Here is an 18,546-nt window from a genome sequence, read left to right as displayed (position 1 = left end):
CATGGAGGTGACCGGCCTGGATACCGTCCGGGGGGCGGCCGGACGTCGGGTCCGGCCGGCCGGACCCGACGTCGCCGACGGCGGGCCGCCGACCCTCAGACGCCCCCGCCCAGCGCCTGAATGATCCGGTGCCACGCCTTCCCCCGCTGGTCGGGGAGCCGGACGCTGAGGGCGGCCGTCTCCCGCACCAGCCGGGCGCGGGTCTCCTCGGGGGCCTTGTGCAGGAGCGGGGTCAGGTCGTCCGGTTCGAAGCCCTCCCTGGCCCCCGCGAGCACCAGGGCCACCTGGGCGTGGGTGAGCGAGGAGAGCCGGTCGCCGAACACCTGGCCCTCGATGCCCCCGCCGTGCATCAGCGCGACGCCGTCCCCGGCCTCCAACGCCCGGTCCACGTAAGCCTGGAGGGCCTCGCGGTCCTCGACGAGGCGGTACGCGGCGTCCAGGCCCTCGGTGCGGCCGATGTCGAGCATCGCGACGTGGGCCAGCGGGGTGCCATCGGGCGGCCGGACGGTCAGCAGGCGCGGGTGCTCCTCCAGGTAGGCCCGTGACTCCGCCCAGTCCGCGCACTCCAGCCACTGCGCCATCTGCTCCTGGAGGATCAGCGGATCGTAGGCGGCGGTCACCCCGTGGGCGAGGACGGCCTCACGGAGCAGGGCGTGCCGCTGAGCACCGTGCGGGTCCAGGACGGCCAGCTCGTCCAGGGCCGTCGCCGCCTCCTGGCTGCCGAGGACGTCGGCGTGCTCGGACCAGAAGTCGCGTGACCGGGGCCAGTCGGGCGCGAACATCCAGGCGCTGACGAGGTCCAGCGTGCCCGGCGACAGGGCGAGCCAGTCCGGCGCGGGCGTGAAGGTCTCGTCCTCCCAGGCCGTGCGCACCGTCGCGAGGTCACCGTACGCGCGCAGCGCCTGCCGGGCCCGTACGGTCACGGTGTCCGGGCTGCCGGTCCTCTCCACGTCCTCGTCGAGCCAGTTCACCAGCTCGGTCACCCCGGTCGCGGGCCAGGGGGCCGGGCAGCGCAGCAGGAAGGCGCTCCGCTCCACGGCCAGACGCCGGGCGGTCGCCGGACCGGCCCCGGCGAACTCCTTGAGGGTCTCGTCGAACTCCTCGATCGCCGCCGCGTGCTCTCCGGTGCGGGCGAGCGCCCGGGCCAGGCCGTCGAGGGCGGCGACCAGGGCGGCGTCGGGGGCGTCGGGAGCCTCCAGCGCCAGCGACCGGTGGAGGGCCACCGCTTCCCAGAACGCCTCCACCGCCATCTCCGCGTCCCCGTTCAGCTCCACGTAGGTGCCGAGCAGCTGGAGGGAGTCGGCCAGATCGGCCAGGACGGCGTCCCCGTGTTCGCGCAGGAGATCGACGGCCTCGCGCGCCGGGGGCAGGGCCTCCTGCGGGTCGCCGGTGCCGGCCAGGCTCCGGGCGAGGGTGCGCAGCGCGGCGGCGAGGCCGGGGCGGCAGACCGCGGGCCGCTGCGCGGCCAACTCGCGGTACAGGGCGACGGCTTCCTCCGCCACCCGCAGGCCCGCCCCCGCGTCACCGGCCCTGTTGAGGTGGCCGGCCAGGCCGTCGAGCGCCGTGGCCAGCTCCGGGCGGAAGAGGTCCGGCCGCCGCACGGCGAGCGCGCGGAAGCGGCCGCACGCCTCCTGGGCCGATTCGACCGCCCCGGAGGCGTCGCTCACGGCCGCGCGGTGCTGGCCGAGGGCGTGGAGAGCCGCGGCGAGCCGGGGGAGGAACGCCTCCGGATCCTCCTCGGTGAGGCCCCGGAGAAGACCGACCGCCTCCTCGGCATGGGGCACGGCCTCCACGGCCTGCCCGGCGTCCGCCAGGCGCGTGGCGCAGGCCAGGAGGTACCCGGCGAGCGCCGGGACGGACGCACCCGGCTGCTCCTCCTCGACCAGCTCGCGCTGGAGCCGCACGGACTGCTTCGCGAACGGCACGGCTCCCGCCCGGTCCCCGGTGTCGGCGACGCGGTCGCCCAGGGCGCCCATGGCCATGGCCAGCTCCGCCTGGAAGTCGCCGGGGCGCTTCATGCCGAGTTCGGCGTAGATCCGCGCGGCCTCCTTCGCCGGGGGCAGCGCGCCCGTGCGGTCCCCGGCGGCGGAGAGCAGGTTCGACAGCTGGTGCAGGGCCTCGGCCAGCGGGGGCAGGCCGGTGGCGGGATCCTGTTCCGACGCGGCGCGCCGGCCGCGTACCTCCTCCCGCGCGCGGGCCAGCTCCGCTCGCGCCGACGCGTCGGAGGCGGCGTCGCTCTGCCGGACTCCGTCGTGCCCCGTGCCCGCTCCCCCCGCCTCGTCGCCGACGCCCGTCCCACGGTCCTCGTCACTCATGCCCGCCCCACCGTTCTCGCCGCTCGTTCCGGTCAGCCTCAGCGGGCCTCATCGGTCCCGCCCGCGCGAAGATTCGCTGCGGTGAGTAGCAGCGTAGTTACGCGGCGGCGTCATCGGCTGGCGTATGGGAGAACCGGCCCGCCCGGAGGGCCCCTGCCGGTACCTCCGAGCCGGTACCTCGGCGCCGGTGCGCCCCGCCCGGAACGCCCTCGCCGTACGCGAGAGCCCCGGTACGCCGACCTGCGGCACACCGGGGCTCCCCAAGGACCTGCGCGGCTCTACGGCAGCGCGAGCATCCGCTCCAGCGCGAGCTTCGCGTACTTCTCCGTCCCCGGGTCGACCTCGATCCGGTTGACCAGCTTGCCCTCGGCCAGCGACTCCAGGGTCCAGACCAGGTGCGGCAGGTCGATGCGGTTCATCGTCGAGCAGAAGCAGACCGTCTTGTCCAGGAAGACGATCTCCTTGTCCTCCGCGGCGAAACGGTTCGCCAGGCGGCGGACCAGGTTCAGCTCCGTACCGATGGCCCACTTCGAGCCGGCCGGGGCCGCCTCCAGGGCCTTGATGATGTACTCCGTCGAGCCCACGTAGTCCGCGGCGGCGACGACCTCGTGCTTGCACTCCGGGTGCACCAGCACGTTGACCCCGGGTATCCGCGCCCGGACGTCCTCGACCGACTCGACCGAGAAGCGGCCGTGGACCGAGCAGTGCCCGCGCCACAGGATCATCTTCGCGTCGCGCAGCTGCTCGGCGGTGAGGCCGCCGTTCGGCTTGTGCGGGTTGTAGAGGACGCAGTCGTCCAGCTCCAGGCCCATGTCCCGCACGGCCGTGTTGCGGCCCAGGTGCTGGTCGGGGAGGAAGAGGATCTTCTCGCCCTGCTCGAAGGCCCACTCCAGGGCCCGCTTCGCGTTCGAGGACGTACAGATCGTGCCGCCGTGCTTGCCGGTGAAGGCCTTGATGTCGGCGGAGGAGTTCATGTACGAGACGGGCACCACCTGATCGGCGACCCCGGCCTCCGTCAGCACGTCCCAGCACTCGGCGACCTGCTCCGCTGCGGCCATGTCGGCCATCGAGCAGCCGGCCGCCAGGTCGGGCAGGACGACCGCCTGGGCGTCCGTGGTCAGGATGTCCGCGGACTCCGCCATGAAGTGGACGCCGCAGAAGACGATGTACTCGGCCTCCGGACGCGCGGCCGCGTCGCGAGCCAGCTTGAACGAGTCGCCGGTGACGTCCGCGAACTGGATGACCTCGTCGCGCTGGTAGTGGTGGCCGAGGACGAACACCTTGTCCCCGAGCTTCTCCTTCGCGGCGCGGGCGCGCTCCACCAGGTCCGGGTCGGACGGGGAGGGCAGGTCGCCGGGGCATTCGACGCCGCGCTCGCTCCTCGGGTCGGCCTCGCGGCCGAGCAGCAGCAGCGCGAGGGGTGTCGGCTGTACGTCCAGGGGCTGGGCCGTGGTCACGTCACGCACCCTTTCTAGTCTGCGAACTCAAGTTCACTCCACGAGCTTCCGCGGAGTGCTTCGGCGAACTCGCCTTTTCGTCTATTTGACGCTATCTATCATAGCCGCTTCGTGTCACTTTGACGATGCCGATAGCGTCGATGTGACGCATCCCCCGGGCGGCCCGGTGTGCGAGCATGAAAGGGAACAGACAAGCGCTTGGCCCGGAATGAATCCGGGACTGAGGCGGTTGAACCGTCGGCAAGCAGTCCGTACAACCCGGGAGAGAAGCAGATGTCCGTATCGGACGAGACCACCACCGTGAGCGACGGCATTCTCCTGTCCGACGCCGCCGCCGCCAAGGTCAAGGGCCTGCTGGAGCAGGAAGGCCGCGAGGACCTGGCGCTGCGCGTCGCCGTCCAGCCCGGCGGTTGCTCGGGCCTGCGCTACCAGCTCTTCTTCGACGAGCGTTCGCTCGACGGCGACGTCGTGAAGGACTTCGACGGAGTCAAGGTCGTCACCGACCGGATGAGCGCCCCGTACCTGGGCGGCGCCTCCATCGACTTCGTCGACACCATCGAGAAGCAGGGCTTCACGATCGACAACCCGAACGCCTCCGGCTCCTGCGCCTGCGGCGACTCGTTCAGCTAAGCGCTGCGCGTACGGCATACGGAGGCGGCCCCGGGATCGATCCCGGGGCCGCCTCCGTATGTCCGCTCAACTGCTCAGCCGCTCAACTGCTCAGCCGCTCAACTGCTCAGCCGCTCAATTGCTCAGCCGCGCGGCACCGCGCCGCCCGACGCCGCGTCGATCACCGTACGGTCGCCCAGCGGCTTCTCCAGCGTCACGGTCCGCGTCAGCTCCTTGGCGATCATGATGCAGGCCTTCTTGCCCTCCTGCGGCTTCTCCGTGATCGAGATTCGCACCTGGCCCGCGCTCTCCTTCGCGCTCGCCGTGTACGTGCTGCACACGCCGCCCCAGAACGTCACCTCCAGGGTCCGCCCGTCCGCGCCGTACGACGTCACCTTCCGGTCCCCGGAGGGCGTCGTCGGGGTGTCCGGCTTCTCGATGAACTTCGGGTCCACGGCGACCTGCGTGACCGTGCTTTCCGGGCCGCCCGGAGCCTGGCGGACCGTGAACAGCCAGGACGGCACCAGCGTCTGCCGCCCGTCCACGTAGTTCAGCGCGAGGCCGAACACCGCGTCCTGGACCGTCTGCTCCACCGGTGCCCGCTTGCCGTTCGACGGCACGCACTGGGGGTCCGAGGGCTTCGGCTCGCCCTGGTGCGGTACGGGAGTGGCGCAGCCGCCGATGTCCCGGTCGGCGTCACCCTTGCCCCTGCTCGCCGCGTTGAGCTGCTTCAGTGCCTCGTCCGCGCCGACCGTCGGGTAGGTGTCGCCCTTCTCCAGCGCCTTCAGATGTCCGCTGCCGCCGGTCACCTCGCCGTCCGGGCCCACCTGGACGCCGGTCGACCAGCCGTACGTCGGGAGCCCGTCGACCCTCGGATCGGCGTTGACCACACGGACGTCGCCCATCAGCTGGCCCGCGTTCAGCGCCGCGTCGTCCTGCCCGGCCGCCTTGAGCACCGGGATCGCGGCCGCCTTCGCCGCCTTCTCGCTCACCGGGCCGCCGCCCGGCTCCGAGGACCCGTTCGCGCACATCGTCCCCGGCTCACAGGGCTGGGGCGGGGTGGTGCGGGCGAACGTCCAGGTGCCCGGGGCCTGCTTCCCCACCTTCAGGAGCGCACCGGGGCCGTCGTCGTCGCCGACCACCCAGGACGTGCCCTCGGTGCGCGGCGAGCCCGGGATACCCAGCGCCTTCGCCAGCCGGGCCACGTCGGCCGACGCGACCGTGCCCCGCGCATGGTGGACCGCCGCCCTGTCCGGGCCGTCCGGGAGTTCGCCCGCGGCCCGGTAGATCACGGGCGGACCGCCCGGGTCCGGTTCGCCGGGTGCGATGCCGGGGGGAGGGGAGTCCGGGGACGCCACGCCCGGGCCGTCCGCCGCGGCGTCCAGGGCCAGCCGGGGGGCCGACCTCTCGGCCGCGGAGCCGCTGTCCGCCGCACTGCTGTCCGCAGCGCCGCCGTCGCCCGCGGTGGTCGAGGCCCAGTACGCCCCGCCGCCCCCGGCCAGCAGCACGGCCGCGGCCACCGAGGCCACCGCGAGCGGCGGACGCCGCCGCCGGGGGCCGGTCACGTCGTTGTCGGGTCGCTCGGTGCTCACCGGATCGCTCCTTCGACTGCGTTGCCGTCGCGGTGCCTACCGCGTGTCTCCGGACGGGGACACCGGTGGGACGGAGCGGAGGAGCGTGCGGTTCCCCCGGGCGGGGCCGCCCGGATCCGGGCACCGCGCGGTTCTCGCCATCACCCGCGCGGAAAAGGCCGAAAGATGTTGGCGTCCGGCCCTGCCCGGCCGGTATTCAGTCGCCGTACTCGGACATCGCGTCGATCAGCCGCGCCGACGAGGACGGGACCTTCACCCCGTTGATCAGGGACGGCTTCACCGGGACCGGGGCGCTCTTCGCGGGCGCCGTCCAGTGCGGCGCCATCCGCGCGCAGTCACCACGCAGGGCGGCCAGGCTCAATTCCGACTCGGGCAATGCGGTGTGCTTCGACATATCCGCACCGTAACCACGGTTGAGCTCAGGTAGAAAGCCCTACTATCGGGTAGTTTTCCCTTTTCCGGCCCCTCGGCTCACCCGGTAGCGTGAACTGTCACGTCGTCCCGGAGGGCGCACTCACGGCCCTTCGCCTTCCGCAGGAGCAGCCTCCCCGTGCGTATTGCAGTCACCGGCTCGATCGCCACTGACCACCTCATGACCTTCCCCGGCCGCTTCGCCGACCAGCTGGTCGCGGATCAGCTGCACACGGTCTCCCTCTCCTTCCTGGTCGACAACCTCGATGTGCGCCGGGGCGGTGTCGCCGCCAACATCTGCTTCGGGATGGGCCTGCTCGGCACGCGCCCGATCCTCGTCGGCGCCGCGGGGGCGGACTTCGACGAGTACCGCGCCTGGCTCGACCGGCACGGCGTCGAGACCGGCTCGGTCCGTATCTCCGAGGTGCTGCACACCGCCCGCTTCGTCTGCACCACCGACACCGACCACAACCAGATCGGCTCCTTCTACACGGGTGCGATGAGCGAGGCCCGCCTCATCGAGCTGCAGAGCGTCGCCGACCGCGTCGGCGGGCTCGACCTCGTCTCCATCGGAGCCGACGACCCCGAGGCGATGCTCCGCCACACCGAGGAGTGCCGCTCCCGGAACATCCCGTTCGCCGCGGACTTCTCGCAGCAGATCGCGCGGATGGACGGAGAGGAGATCCGCATCCTCCTCGACGGCGCCACCTACCTCTTCTCCAACGAGTACGAGAAGGGGCTCATCGAGTCCAAGACCGGCTGGAGCGACGAGGAGATCCTCGCCAAGGTCGGCCACCGCGTCACCACCCTCGGCGCCCGCGGCGTCCGGATCGAGCGGGCCGGCGAGCCGGTCATCGAGGTCGGCTGCCCCGAGGAGGACACCAAGGCCGACCCCACCGGCGTCGGCGACGCCTTCCGGGCCGGCTTCCTCTCCGGCCTCGCCTGGGGCGTCGGACTGGAGCGCGCCGCCCAGGTCGGCTGCATGCTCGCCACCCTGGTCATCGAGACGGTCGGCACCCAGGAGTACACCCTCCGCCGCACCCACTTCATGGACCGCTTCACCAAGGCGTACGGCCACGAGGCCGCCGCCGAGGTCCGTCAGCACCTGGCCTGATCAGCCGAGCCGGCGGACCACATAGGCCGAGCCGCGGTCCGCCGGCTCCTCGCCCACGTACTCCTGGCCCCGCATCTCGCACCAGGCCGGGATGTCCAGGCGCGCCGCCTCGTCGTCGGCGAGCACCGTCACCGTGGCGCCCACCGCTACCTCCCCGATCACCTTTGCGAGCTCGATCACCGGGATGGGGCAGCGCCGGCCCAGCGCGTCGACCACCAGGGACGCGGCGGGACCGGGGGAGGGGGGCGCGGAGACCGGGGCGCCGAGCCGTTCCCGTACCTCGGCGACCACCCCCGGGAGGATCTCCAGGAAGCGGTCCACGTCAGCCCCGGCCGTGCCCGGCGGCAGCGACACCCGGACGTTCCCCTCCGAGAGCACCCCCATCGCCTTCAGCACATGGCTCGGAATCAGGGTGCTGCTCGTGCAGGACGAGCCGGACGACACGGAGAACTCCCTCCGGTCCAGCTCGTGCAGCAGAGTCTCCCCGTCGACATAGAGACAGGAGAAGGTGACCAGATGCGGCAGCCGCCGCTCCGGATCACCCACCACCTCGACGTCGGGCACCCGCGCGGCCACGACGGTCCGGATCCGGTCCACCAGGGCCCGCAGCCGCACCGACTCCGCCGCCGCCTCACTCCGTACCGCGCGCAACGAGGCCGCCGCCGCCACGATCGCCGGCAGGTTCTCGAACCCCGCCGCCCGGCCCGACTCCCGCTCCCCGCCGGGGCCCCGGGGTGAGAAACGCACCCCCTTGCGGACCGCGAGCAGCCCCACCCCGGCGGGGCCTCCCCACTTGTGCGCGCTCGCCGTCAGCAGCGACCAGCCTTCCGGGACCGGGCCCCAGCCGAGCGACTGGGCCGCGTCCACCAGCAGCGGCACCCCGGCGTCCGCACAGAGCGCGGCGACCTCCGCCACCGGCTGCTCGGTGCCGACCTCGTGGTTGGCCGACTGGAGGCAGGCCAGCGCGGTGTCCGCCCGCAGCGCCCGGCCGTACGCGGCCGGATCCACCGCCCCCGCGCGGTCCACCGGGACCTCGGTGAACGAGCCGCCCGCCGCCTCGTGGGCCGCCGCCGCATGGAGCACCGAGGAGTGTTCGACCGCCGAGAGGGCCAGATGGCGGCCGACACGCCGACGTCCCGAAAGAGCCCCGTCAATTCCCGCGTGCACCGCCGTCGTCCCCGACGAGGTGAAGACCAGCTCGTCGGGGCGGCACCCGACGGCCTCCGCGGCGGCCTCCCGGGCCGCGTCCAGGAGCAGCCGGGCCCGCCGCCCCTCCCGGTACAGGCGGGCGGGATCGGCCCAGCCCTCGTCGAGCGCGGCAAGCAGGGCCTGGCGTGCGACGGGGTGCAGGGGGGCGGCGGAGGCGGCATCGAAGTAGGGCACCCCGCCACGCTAGCCCGCACCCGGCCCCGCCTCGCCGGGGCCCGTTCATCCCGGCCGGGCGAGTGGCCGTCAGATGGGGGCCGGAGCCCCGGATTCCACCCCATGGGCGTGTCGGGCGGCGCGTTGGGCACCCTCCCCGCGCGACCCCAAATAGCGTCCAGTAGGGTTTGGTCCGCATAAACATCCAAACCCCTGCCCGCGTCAGGGCCGGCGACCGACCAGAGACATACGGGCGCGCCGACCGTGCGGGCGAGACTCTCGGGAAGGCGCTACGTGAGTCCCAACGGCTCCGACCGCTCGTCGCGGCGCCCGATGCGGCGGAAGCTGCCGCAGGTGCTGACTGCGGGCCTGGTCCTGGCGACGGCCTCCGGTTGTTCATACAACTGGGAGGATTTCCCCCGCCTCGGAATGCCCACTCCGGTTACGGAAGAGGCCCCTCGGATCCTCTCCCTCTGGCAAGGCTCGTGGGCGGCAGCGCTCGTCACGGGTGTCCTTGTCTGGGGGCTGATCCTTTGGAGCGTCTTCTTCCACCGGCGTAGCCGGACCAAGGTGGAGGTACCTCCGCAGACCAGGTACAACATGCCCATCGAGGCGTTGTACACAGTGGTTCCCCTCATCATCGTCTCGGTGCTCTTCTACTTCACCGCGCGAGATGAGTCGAAGCTCCTCGAGCTCTCCGAGAAGCCCGCCCACACGATCAACGTGGTCGGCTTCCAGTGGAGCTGGGGCTTCAACTACATCGAGAAGGTGGATGGCCAGCCCGCAGCGGGGCCCGAGGTCCCCAAGGAGCTCAACGCCATCCCCGACAAGTTCCAGAAGGACTTCCCCGAGGGCGCCGGCGGCGTCCACGACGTGGGCATCCCCGGGACCCGTAACCCGCAGAACGGCAACCCGGGTCCGACCCTGTGGCTGCCGAAGGGGGAGAAGGTCCGCTTCGTCCTCACTTCGCGTGACGTCATCCACTCCTTCTGGGTGGTGCCGTTCCTCATGAAGCAGGACGTCATTCCGGGCCACACCAACGTGTTCGAGGTGACCCCCAACCGCGAGGGCACCTTCATGGGCAAGTGCGCCGAGCTCTGTGGCGCCGACCACTCCCGGATGCTCTTCAACGTCAAGGTCGTCTCCCCGGAGCGTTACCAGCAGCACCTCAAGGAGCTGGCTGAGAAGGGTCAGACGGGCTACGTGCCGGCAGGCATCGCGCAGACGGACCCGGCCAGGAATGCGGAGAAGAACCAACTGTGAGCATCCTCAACGAACCTCAGGGTGCCGCTCCGGCAGACGACTCGTATGAGGACGAGCTGCCCGTGCGGCGCAAGCAGCCGGGAAACATCGTCGTGACGTGGCTGACCACCACCGACCACAAGACGATCGGTACGCTCTACCTGGTCACGTCGTTCGTGTTCTTCTGCATCGGCGGACTCATGGCGCTCTTCATGCGCGCCGAGCTGGCCCGTCCGGGCACGCAGATCATGTCGAACGAGCAGTTCAACCAGGCGTTCACGATGCACGGCACGATCATGCTGCTGATGTTCGCGACGCCGCTGTTCGCCGGATTCGCGAACTGGATCATGCCGCTGCAGATCGGCGCGCCCGACGTGGCGTTCCCGCGGCTGAACATGTTCGCGTACTGGCTGTACCTCTTCGGCTCGCTCATCGCGGTGGCCGGCTTCCTCACCCCGCAGGGTGCGGCCGACTTCGGCTGGTTCGCCTACTCCCCGCTCTCGGACGCGGTCCGCTCGCCGGGCGTCGGCGCCGACATGTGGATCATGGGTCTGGCCTTCTCCGGCTTCGGCACGATCCTCGGCTCCGTCAACTTCATCACCACGATCATCTGCATGCGCGCCCCCGGCATGACGATGTTCCGCATGCCGATCTTCACCTGGAACGTCCTGCTGACCGGTGTTCTGGTCCTGCTGGCCTTCCCGGTCCTCGCCGCCGCGCTCTTCGCGCTGGAGGCCGACCGTAAATTCGGCGCGCATATCTTCGACGCGGCCAATGGCGGCGCATTGCTCTGGCAACACCTCTTCTGGTTCTTCGGCCATCCAGAGGTGTACATCATCGCGTTGCCGTTCTTCGGAATCATTTCCGAAGTCATCCCGGTATTCAGCCGCAAGCCGATGTTCGGCTACATCGGTCTGATCTCCGCGACGATCGCCATCGCCGGCCTTTCCGTGACGGTGTGGGCCCACCACATGTACGTCACGGGCGGCGTGCTGTTGCCGTTCTTCTCCTTCATGACGTTCCTCATCGCCGTGCCAACAGGCGTGAAGTTCTTCAACTGGATCGGCACGATGTGGAAGGGGTCGTTGTCCTTCGAGACACCGATGCTCTGGGCCGTCGGCTTCCTGATCACCTTCACCTTCGGTGGTCTGACCGGTGTCATCCTCGCCTCGCCCCCGATGGACTTCCACGTCTCGGACTCGTACTTCGTCGTCGCGCACTTCCACTACGTCATCTTCGGCACCGTGGTCTTCGCGATGTTCTCCGGATTCCACTTCTGGTGGCCGAAGTTCACCGGCAAGATGCTGGACGAGCGGCTCGGCAAGATCACGTTCTGGACGCTGTTCGTGGGCTTCCACGGCACGTTCCTGGTGCAGCACTGGCTCGGTGCCGAGGGCATGCCGCGTCGTTACGCGGACTATCTCGACGCCGACGGCTTCACCGCGCTGAACACGATCTCGACGATCTCCTCGTTCCTCCTCGGCCTGTCGATGCTGCCGTTCTTCTACAACGTCTGGAAGACCGCGAAGTACGGCAAGAAGATCGAGGTCGACGACCCGTGGGGTTACGGCCGTTCGCTGGAGTGGGCGACCTCCTGCCCGCCGCCGCGGCACAACTTCCTCACGCTGCCGCGGATCCGTTCCGAATCCCCGGCGTTCGACCTGCACCACCCGGAGATCACGGCGCTCGAACAGCTCGATCACCTCTCCGAGTCGGACAAGGCCCTCGCCGGCGGCAAGGAGGCAGGCAAGTGAAGATCCAGGGACAGATGTTCATCTGGCTGAGCGTCTTCATCCTCGCCATGGCCGTCGTGTACGGCGTGTGGTCGAAGGAGCCGGTCGGCACCACGGCCCTCTTCCTGGCCTTCGGGCTGTCCATCATGATCGGCTTCTACCTGGCCTTCACGGCCAACCGGGTCGACGCCATGGCCCAGGACAACAAGGAAGCGGACGTCGCCGACGAGGCGGGCGAGCTGGGGTTCTTCTCCCCGCACAGCTGGCAGCCGCTCTCCCTGGCGGTCGGCGGGGCCTTCGCCTTCATGGGCGTCGTCTTCGGCTGGTGGCTGCTGTACTTCTCGGCCCCCATGCTCCTGATCGGCCTCTTCGGCTGGGTCTTCGAGTACTACCGGGGCGAGAACCGCACCCAGTGACACCGCACCCCGTGACACCGCGCCGCCGGTGACACGCGTTACACCACGAAGGGCCCGCGTCGCCGACAGCGACGCGGGCCCTTCGCTCGTTTGCAGTCACTGAACGCGCTGGAACGGATGAATCTTCTTAGCGTGGACGGCATGAACCACACGCCGCGCATCCGCACCGTTGTGAGCTGCACCCTGCTGGTCGTGACCCTCGCCGCGGGTGCGACCGCCTGTGGCTCGCCCGACAGCCACCCGCTCTCCACGAGGCCGTACGACGCGAGCGACCAGGTCGCCTTCAACGGCCCCGCCAAGAAGGGGAAGGCCGACCCCGACAAGCCCCTGGAAGTCACCGTCAAGGGCGACGACGGGCGCATCACCGACGTCAGCGCCGTGGACACCGGCGGCCGCCACCTCGCGGGAGAGCTCTCCGCCGACGGGAAGCGCTGGCGCTCCACCGCCCCGCTCGCGGCCGGCACCGGATACACCGTCAGGGTCGCCATGGAGAACAGCGACGGCGCCCCAGGCGTCCGTACGCTCTCCTTCGACACCTCCTCGCCCAAGAAGCTGCTGAAGGTCGCCTTCGGCCCGGAGGCGGGCACCTACGGCGTCGGACAGCCCATCACGGCGGAACTCAGCGCTCCGATCACCGACAAGGCGGCCAGGGCCACCGTCGAGCGCGCCCTGAAGGTCCGCTCCACCCCGGCGGTCACCGGGTCCTGGTACTGGGTCGACGACAAGAAGCTGCACTACCGCCCGAAGGAGTACTGGCCCGCGAACGCCTCGATCGAGGTCCGTTCCAACCTGGCGGGCATCAAGGTGACCAACGCGCTCTACGGAGCCGAGGCCAAGCCCCTGAAGCTCGCCACCGGCGACCGGATCGAGGCCGTCACCGACGCCGCGGACCACACCCTGACGGTGTACCGCAACGGAGAAGTGATCAATACCATTCCGGTCACCACCGGCAAGCCCGGCTTCTCCACCCGCAACGGGGTCAAGGTGGTGCTCGCCAAGGAGCAGTTCGTCCGTATGCGCGGGGAGAGCATCGGCATCGCCGCCGGCTCCTCGGAGTCGTACGACCTGCCGGTCTACTGGGCCACCCGGGTGACCTGGAGCGGCGAGTACGTCCACGCCGCCCCCTGGTCCACCGGCTCCCAGGGCAACGCCAACGTCAGCCACGGCTGCACCGGCATGAGCACCGACAACGCCGAATGGTTCTTCGACACCGTGCGCGAGGGCGACATCGTCAAGGTCGTCGGCAGCGAGGGCGAGGACATGGACCCGTTCGGCAACGGGTTCGGCGACTGGAACCTCTCCTGGGAGAAGTGGCAGAAGGGCAGCGCCCTCCACGAGGGGGCGCCGGACAGCCCGGGGACGCTCCAGGCCGCCCGCCTGCGTCCCCACGTCTGACCCCGGGCCGGGAGTGCCTCGCGGCGCGGAACGTCCCTCAGCGGGCCACAGGGGCCTCTCAGGCCTCCACGGCGAGCCGGTGGCGCAGCAGCGCCGCCAGCGCGTCGGCGAACTCCACCGGGTCCACCGGAAGCGTCACGGCGGCCTCCGCCCGGCTCCAGGTGGCCAGCCACGCGTCCTGCGGGCGGCCGATCAGCAGGAGCACCGGCGGGCAGCGGAAGATCTCGTCCTTGATCTGGCGGCAGACGCCCATGCCGCCGACGGGAGCCGTCTCCCCGTCCAGCACACAGACGTCGACGCCGCCGTCGTCCAGCGCCTTGAGGACGGCGGGGAGCGTCGCGCACTCCAGGAACTCCACCGGTGGGACGTCCGCGGCAGGCCTGCGACCGGCTGCCAGCCTCACCTGCTCGCGGATGTTGGCGTCGTCGCTGTAGACCAGGACCGTGGCGGTCGCCTGCATTGTTCCTCCGTGACATCGACGTCGTCGGGGCTCTCGGGGCATGAACCGATGCGCGGATCGTACTCCGCCCGACCGGTCGTCAGCACCGGTAATGACGACGTTCCGATGGGCCGTTCGGCGCAGGGTGCGACCCCTGCGGACGGGACGGACACACCGAACGGCACCCCCCGGGGTGAGGGCGGGATAAGCGACCGACATAATGTCGGTCGTGGCGACAGCAACGACAGTAGAAACCGGGCACGCGCACCCGTCGGTCAATCGGCCGAACCTCACCAGCGTCGGAACCATCATCTGGTTGAGTTCCGAGCTGATGTTCTTCGCGGCCCTCTTCGCGATGTACTTCACCCTGCGATCGGTGATGGGACCCGATTACTGGAAGGAGATGTCCGATCATCTGAACTTCCCGTTCTCGGCGACGAACACCACGATCCTGGTGCTCTCCTCACTCACCTGCCAGCTCGGCGTCTTCGCCGCCGAGCGGGGCGATGTGAAGAAGCTCCGCACCTGGTTCATCATCACGTTCGTGATGGGTGCGATCTTCATCGGCGGCCAGGTCCTGGAGTACGTGGAGCTGGTCAAGGAAGCGGGGCTCTCCCTCTCGTCCGACCCGTACGGATCGGTGTTCTACCTGACCACCGGCTTCCACGGCCTCCATGTGGCGGGCGGCCTCATCGCCTTCCTGCTGGTCCTCGGCAGAACGTACGCGGCCAAGAGGTTCACCCACGATCAGGCCACCGCCGCCATCGTCGTGTCCTACTACTGGCACTTCGTCGATGTCGTATGGATCGGCCTGTTCGCAACGATCTACATGATCAAGTAACCGGGCTCGCACCCGCCCACCATCGACGCAGAAGATCCTGACACCGGGGTAATCCGTGAAAAAGCTCTCCGCACGACGACGCCATCCGCTGGCGGCGGTCGTCGTACTACTCCTCGCGCTGGCGGCTACCGGGGGGCTGTACGCCGCGTTTGCGCCTGCGGGCAAGGCGCAGGCCGATGAAACCGCCCAGTCCCTCGCCATCGAAGAGGGCAAGAAGCTCTACGCCGTAGGCTGCGCCAGCTGCCACGGAACCGGCGGTCAGGGCACCACCGACGGGCCGTCCCTCGTGGGCGTGGGCTCCGCCGCCGTCGACTTCCAGGTCGGTACGGGCCGTATGCCCGCGCAGCAGCCGGGCGCCCAGGTACCGAAGAAGAAGGTCATCTACACCCAGGCGGAGATCGACCAGCTCGCGGCGTACGTCGCGTCGCTCGGCGCCGGTCCCATCACGCCGACCGACAAGCAGGTCGACCCCGCGGGCGCGGACATCGCCAACGGTGGCGAACTGTTCCGCACCAACTGTGCCCAGTGCCACAACTTCACCGGTAAGGGCGGAGCCCTGACGGAGGGCAAGTACGCACCCGACCTCGAAGGCGTGAGCGCGAAGCACATCTACGAGGCCATGCAGACCGGCCCGCAGAGCATGCCCTCCTTCCCCGACACGACGATGCCGGAGCAGGAGAAGAAGGACATCATCGCGTACATCGAGACCGTGAACGGTGACGAGACGGAGAGCCCCGGCGGCCTGGCCCTCGGCGGTCTCGGTCCGGTCAGCGAAGGTCTGTTCGCGTGGATCTTCGGACTCGGCGCGCTCGTCGCCGTCGCCGTTTGGGTCGCGGCCCACACCGCTAAGGCCAAGAAGTCATGAGTAGCCAACAGATTCCAGAAGACAACCTGCCCGTGGTGCAGGAGACCGCGCAGGGCGCGGTGGAGCGTCACGACGACCCGTTCGCCGACCCGGGGCTGCCGGCCCACCAGCCGCGCATCCAGGACCTCGACGAACGCGCCGCGAAGCGCTCGGAGCGCGCCGTCGCGTTCATGTTCACCCTCTCGATGCTGGCGACGGTGGGCTTCATCGCCTCCTACGTCATCTTCCCGGTGGACAAGATCGTCTACATCTGGCCCTTCGGCCATGTGAGCCCGCTCAACTTCTCCCTGGGTCTCACCCTGGGCGCGGCGCTCTTCTTCATCGGCGCGGGAGCCGTCCACTGGGCGCGCACCCTGATGTCCGACGTCGAGGTCGCCGCCGACCGCCACCCGATCGAGGCCCCGCCCGAGGTCAAGGCTCAGGTCCTGGCCGACTTCAAGGCAGGCGCCGAGGAGTCCGCGATCGGCCGGCGCAAGCTGATCCGCAACACCATGTTCGGCGCGCTGGCCCTGGTGCCGCTCTCCGGTGTGGTCCTGCTGCGCGACCTCGGTCCGCTGCCGGAGAAGAAGCTCCGGACCACCCTGTGGGCCGAGGGCAAGCAGCTCATCAACATGAACACGATGAAGCCCCTGCGCCCCGAGCACATCACCGTCGGGTCGCTGGCTTTCGCCATGCCCGAGGGGCTCGACCCGGAGTCGCACGACTTCCAGACGCAGATGGGCAAGGCGGCCCTGATGATCGTCCGCATCGAGCCGGACGACATCAAGGACAAGCGCCAGCGTGACTGGGCCCACGAGGGCATCGTCGCGTTCTCCAAGATCTGCACCCACGTCGGCTGCCCGATCAGCCTGTACGAGCAGCAGACCCACCACGTGCTCTGCCCGTGCCACCAGTCCACCTTCGACCTCTCCGACGGCGCTCGCGTCATCTTCGGTCCGGCCGGCCACGCCCTTCCGCAGCTGCGGATCGGTGTCAACAGCGAGGGCAACCTCGAGGCGCTCGGCGACTTCGACGAGCCCGTCGGTGCTGCCTTCTGGGAGCGCGGATGAGTACTGCACCGAAGAACCCCTCCGCCGCCGGACCGGCGAGCGGGCGCAAGGCTCCGGCCGGCGAGCGGGTGGCCGACTGGGCGGACGGCCGACTGGGCATCTACGGCCTCGCCAAGGCCAACATGCGCAAGATCTTCCCGGACCACTGGTCCTTCATGCTCGGTGAGGTCGCGCTCTACAGCTTCATCATCATCATCCTCACGGGTGTGTATCTGACGCTGTTCTTCCAGCCGAGCATGGGCGAGATCGTTTACCACGGTCCGTACGAGCCCATGCAGGGCATCCGGATGTCCGAGGCCTACGCCTCGACCCTGAAGATCAGCTTCGAGGTCCGCGGTGGTCTGCTCGTACGGCAGATCCACCACTGGGCCGCGCTGATCTTCCTGGCCGCCATGTTCGTGCACATGATGCGCGTGTTCTTCACGGGTGCGTTCCGCAAGCCGCGCGAGATCAACTGGCTCTTCGGCTTCCTGCTGTTCGTGCTCGGCATGTTCACCGGGTTCACCGGCTACTCCCTCCCGGACGACCTGCTCTCCGGTACGGGTGTCCGCTTCACCCAGGGCGCGATCCTGTCCGTGCCGATCGTCGGTACGTACATCTCGATGTTCCTGTTCGGCGGCGAGTTCCCCGGCCACGACTTCGTGGCCCGGTTCTACTCGATCCACATCCTGCTGCTGCCGGGCATCATGCTCGGTCTGCTGGTGGCCCACCTGATCCTGGTCTTCTACCACAAGCACACGCAGTTCGCGGGTCCCGGCCGGACCAACAAGAACGTCGTCGGCATGCCGCTGCTGCCCGTGTACATGGCGAAGGCCGGAGGGTTCTTCTTCCTCGTCTTCGGCGTCATCGCGGCCATCTCGGCCATCGCCACGATCAACCCGATCTGGGCGCTCGGTCCGTACCGGGTCGACCAGGTCTCCACCGGCGCCCAGCCCGACTGGTACATGGGCTTCGCCGAGGGGCTGGTCCGTGTGATGCCGGGCTGGGAGATCAACCTGTGGGGCCACACGCTCGCCCTGGGCGTGTTCATCCCGCTGGTCGGCTTCGGCGTGGTCCTCACCGCGATCGCGGTGTACCCGTTCATCGAGTCCTGGATCACCGGCGACAAGCGCGAGCACCACATCCTGGACCGCCCGCGCAACGCCCCGACCCGTACGGGCTTCGGCGTCGCCTGGATCACGGCGTACTTCATCGGCCTCGTCGGCGGTGGAAACGACCTGTGGGCCACGCACTTCCACCTGTCGATCAACGCCATCACCTGGTTCGTCCGGATCTTCTTCTTCGTCGGACCGGTCATCGCGTTCATCGTCACCAAGCGGATCTGCCTCGGCCTCCAGCGCCGCGACCGGGAGAAGGTGCTGCACGGTCGCGAGACCGGCATCATCAAGCGCCTGCCGCACGGTGAGTTCGTCGAGATCCACGAGCCGCTCAGCCCCGGGCAGCTGCACACGCTCACGGCGCACGAGCAGTACCAGCCGCTCGACCTCGGCCCCGCGGTCGACGAGAACGGCGTCAAGCGCAAGATCTCCCCGGTGCAGAAGCTGCGCGCCAAGCTCAGCAAGGGGTACTTCGCCGACGGGAACCAGATCCCCAAGGCGACCCCGGAGGAGTACAAGGAGATCAGCGAGAGCCACAGCCACCACTGATCGCCTGAAACGGTCGCCACCGTGAGAGCCCCGTCCATTCGATGGACGGGGCTCTTCGCG

16 protein-coding genes are annotated in these 18,546 nt (G+C 69.7%); 10 read left to right on the top strand and 6 right to left on the bottom strand.

The window, feature by feature from the left end; all coding sequences use genetic code 11:
- Positions 1-95: 95 nt before the first annotated feature.
- Positions 96-2,315 carry a tetratricopeptide repeat protein gene (locus PSQ21_RS07690; protein ID WP_274029665.1) on the bottom strand — a complete coding sequence of 740 codons (2,220 nt, stop codon included), beginning with the start codon at positions 2,313-2,315 and terminating at the stop codon, positions 96-98.
- 278 nt (positions 2,316-2,593) lie between these two features.
- Entirely contained in the window at positions 2,594-3,781 is a 1,188-nt protein-coding gene (gene nadA, locus PSQ21_RS07685) for a quinolinate synthase NadA (protein ID WP_274029664.1), read from the bottom strand.
- A 264-nt stretch (positions 3,782-4,045) separates the two neighbouring features.
- Here nadA and PSQ21_RS07680 point away from each other — a divergent pair, with 264 nt between their 5' ends.
- Positions 4,046-4,402 carry a HesB/IscA family protein gene (locus PSQ21_RS07680; RefSeq protein ID WP_007451212.1) on the top strand — a complete coding sequence of 119 codons (357 nt, stop codon included), beginning with the start codon at positions 4,046-4,048 and terminating at the stop codon, positions 4,400-4,402.
- A gap of 122 nt (positions 4,403-4,524) precedes the next feature.
- On the opposite strand, the gene PSQ21_RS07675 is transcribed toward PSQ21_RS07680, so the two are convergent.
- A complete protein-coding gene (locus PSQ21_RS07675; protein WP_274029663.1) occupies positions 4,525-5,973 on the bottom strand; it encodes a hypothetical protein in 1,449 nt (482 codons plus the stop codon).
- 196 nt (positions 5,974-6,169) lie between these two features.
- A complete protein-coding gene (locus PSQ21_RS07670) occupies positions 6,170-6,367 on the bottom strand; it encodes a hypothetical protein (RefSeq protein WP_274029662.1) in 198 nt (65 codons plus the stop codon).
- A 156-nt stretch (positions 6,368-6,523) separates the two neighbouring features.
- On the opposite strand from PSQ21_RS07670, the gene PSQ21_RS07665 reads away from it, so the two are divergent.
- Entirely contained in the window at positions 6,524-7,498 is a 975-nt protein-coding gene (locus PSQ21_RS07665; RefSeq protein WP_274029661.1) for a carbohydrate kinase family protein, read from the top strand.
- Here the strand turns inward: PSQ21_RS07665 and PSQ21_RS07660 are convergent, their stop codons facing one another.
- A complete protein-coding gene (locus tag PSQ21_RS07660) occupies positions 7,499-8,881 on the bottom strand; it encodes a cysteine desulfurase/sulfurtransferase TusA family protein (RefSeq protein WP_274029660.1) in 1,383 nt (460 codons plus the stop codon).
- 273 nt (positions 8,882-9,154) lie between these two features.
- On the opposite strand from PSQ21_RS07660, the gene ctaC reads away from it, so the two are divergent.
- From ctaC to PSQ21_RS07640, 4 genes are all read left to right on the top strand, one after another.
- The gene (gene ctaC / locus PSQ21_RS07655) at positions 9,155-10,123 is read left to right on the top strand and encodes an aa3-type cytochrome oxidase subunit II (protein ID WP_274029659.1); all 969 of its coding nucleotides are present in this window, start codon (positions 9,155-9,157) and stop codon (positions 10,121-10,123) included.
- Positions 10,120-11,856, top strand: coding sequence for an aa3-type cytochrome oxidase subunit I (gene ctaD / locus PSQ21_RS07650; RefSeq protein ID WP_274029658.1), 1,737 nt, complete (start codon positions 10,120-10,122; stop codon positions 11,854-11,856). Before ctaC ends, ctaD begins: the two co-directional genes overlap by 4 nt.
- The gene (locus PSQ21_RS07645) at positions 11,853-12,251 is read left to right on the top strand and encodes a cytochrome c oxidase subunit 4 (RefSeq protein WP_274029657.1); all 399 of its coding nucleotides are present in this window, start codon (positions 11,853-11,855) and stop codon (positions 12,249-12,251) included. The genes ctaD and PSQ21_RS07645 overlap by 4 nt, the downstream gene beginning before the upstream one ends.
- Before the next feature lie 141 nt (positions 12,252-12,392).
- Positions 12,393-13,646: a L,D-transpeptidase gene (locus PSQ21_RS07640; RefSeq protein WP_274029656.1), complete on the top strand. Its 1,254-nt coding sequence runs from the start codon at positions 12,393-12,395 to the stop codon at positions 13,644-13,646.
- Positions 13,647-13,704: 58 nt separating this feature from the next.
- Here PSQ21_RS07640 and PSQ21_RS07635 read toward each other — a convergent pair whose 3' ends face one another.
- The gene (locus PSQ21_RS07635; RefSeq protein WP_274029655.1) at positions 13,705-14,106 is read right to left on the bottom strand and encodes a hypothetical protein; all 402 of its coding nucleotides are present in this window, start codon (positions 14,104-14,106) and stop codon (positions 13,705-13,707) included.
- A 199-nt stretch (positions 14,107-14,305) separates the two neighbouring features.
- On the opposite strand from PSQ21_RS07635, the gene ctaE reads away from it, so the two are divergent.
- Genes ctaE through qcrB form a run of 4 tightly spaced genes read left to right on the top strand, consistent with a single transcriptional unit; the run spans position 14,306 to position 18,486 of the window.
- A complete protein-coding gene (gene ctaE / locus PSQ21_RS07630; protein WP_274029654.1) occupies positions 14,306-14,926 on the top strand; it encodes an aa3-type cytochrome oxidase subunit III in 621 nt (206 codons plus the stop codon).
- Between the two features lie 55 nt (positions 14,927-14,981).
- Positions 14,982-15,791, top strand: a complete 810-nt coding sequence (gene qcrC, locus PSQ21_RS07625; RefSeq protein ID WP_274029653.1) for a cytochrome bc1 complex diheme cytochrome c subunit — start codon at positions 14,982-14,984, stop codon at positions 15,789-15,791.
- Positions 15,788-16,840 (top strand): cytochrome bc1 complex Rieske iron-sulfur subunit, encoded by a 1,053-nt coding sequence (gene qcrA / locus PSQ21_RS07620; RefSeq protein ID WP_274029652.1) that lies wholly within the window; start codon positions 15,788-15,790, stop codon positions 16,838-16,840. Before qcrC ends, qcrA begins: the two co-directional genes overlap by 4 nt.
- Positions 16,837-18,486 (top strand): cytochrome bc1 complex cytochrome b subunit, encoded by a 1,650-nt coding sequence (qcrB, locus tag PSQ21_RS07615; RefSeq protein ID WP_274029651.1) that lies wholly within the window; start codon positions 16,837-16,839, stop codon positions 18,484-18,486. The genes qcrA and qcrB overlap by 4 nt, the downstream gene beginning before the upstream one ends.
- The last annotated feature ends 60 nt before the right edge of the window (positions 18,487-18,546 follow it).

Source organism: Streptomyces sp. MMBL 11-1 (assembly GCF_028622875.1).
Lineage (GTDB): Bacteria > Actinomycetota > Actinomycetes > Streptomycetales > Streptomycetaceae > Streptomyces.
Note: the sequence above shows the minus strand (reverse complement) of the source record. Positions and strands in the feature narration are given on the sequence as shown.

Bases quoted from the DNA above. Each gene is read 5' to 3' on its own strand.
- PSQ21_RS07690 (WP_274029665.1), bottom strand. From the start codon at position 2,315: ATGAGTGACGAGGACCGTGGGACGGGCGTCGGCGACGAGGCGGGGGGA.
- PSQ21_RS07680 (WP_007451212.1), top strand. From the start codon at position 4,046: ATGTCCGTATCGGACGAGACCACCACCGTGAGCGACGGCATTCTCCTG.
- PSQ21_RS07670 (WP_274029662.1), bottom strand. From the start codon at position 6,367: ATGTCGAAGCACACCGCATTGCCCGAGTCGGAATTGAGCCTGGCCGCC.
- PSQ21_RS07640 (WP_274029656.1), top strand. From the start codon at position 12,393: ATGAACCACACGCCGCGCATCCGCACCGTTGTGAGCTGCACCCTGCTG.
- PSQ21_RS07635 (WP_274029655.1), bottom strand. From the start codon at position 14,106: ATGCAGGCGACCGCCACGGTCCTGGTCTACAGCGACGACGCCAACATC.
- ctaE (WP_274029654.1), top strand. From the start codon at position 14,306: ATGTCGGTCGTGGCGACAGCAACGACAGTAGAAACCGGGCACGCGCAC.
- qcrA (WP_274029652.1), top strand. From the start codon at position 15,788: ATGAGTAGCCAACAGATTCCAGAAGACAACCTGCCCGTGGTGCAGGAG.
- qcrB (WP_274029651.1), top strand. From the start codon at position 16,837: ATGAGTACTGCACCGAAGAACCCCTCCGCCGCCGGACCGGCGAGCGGG.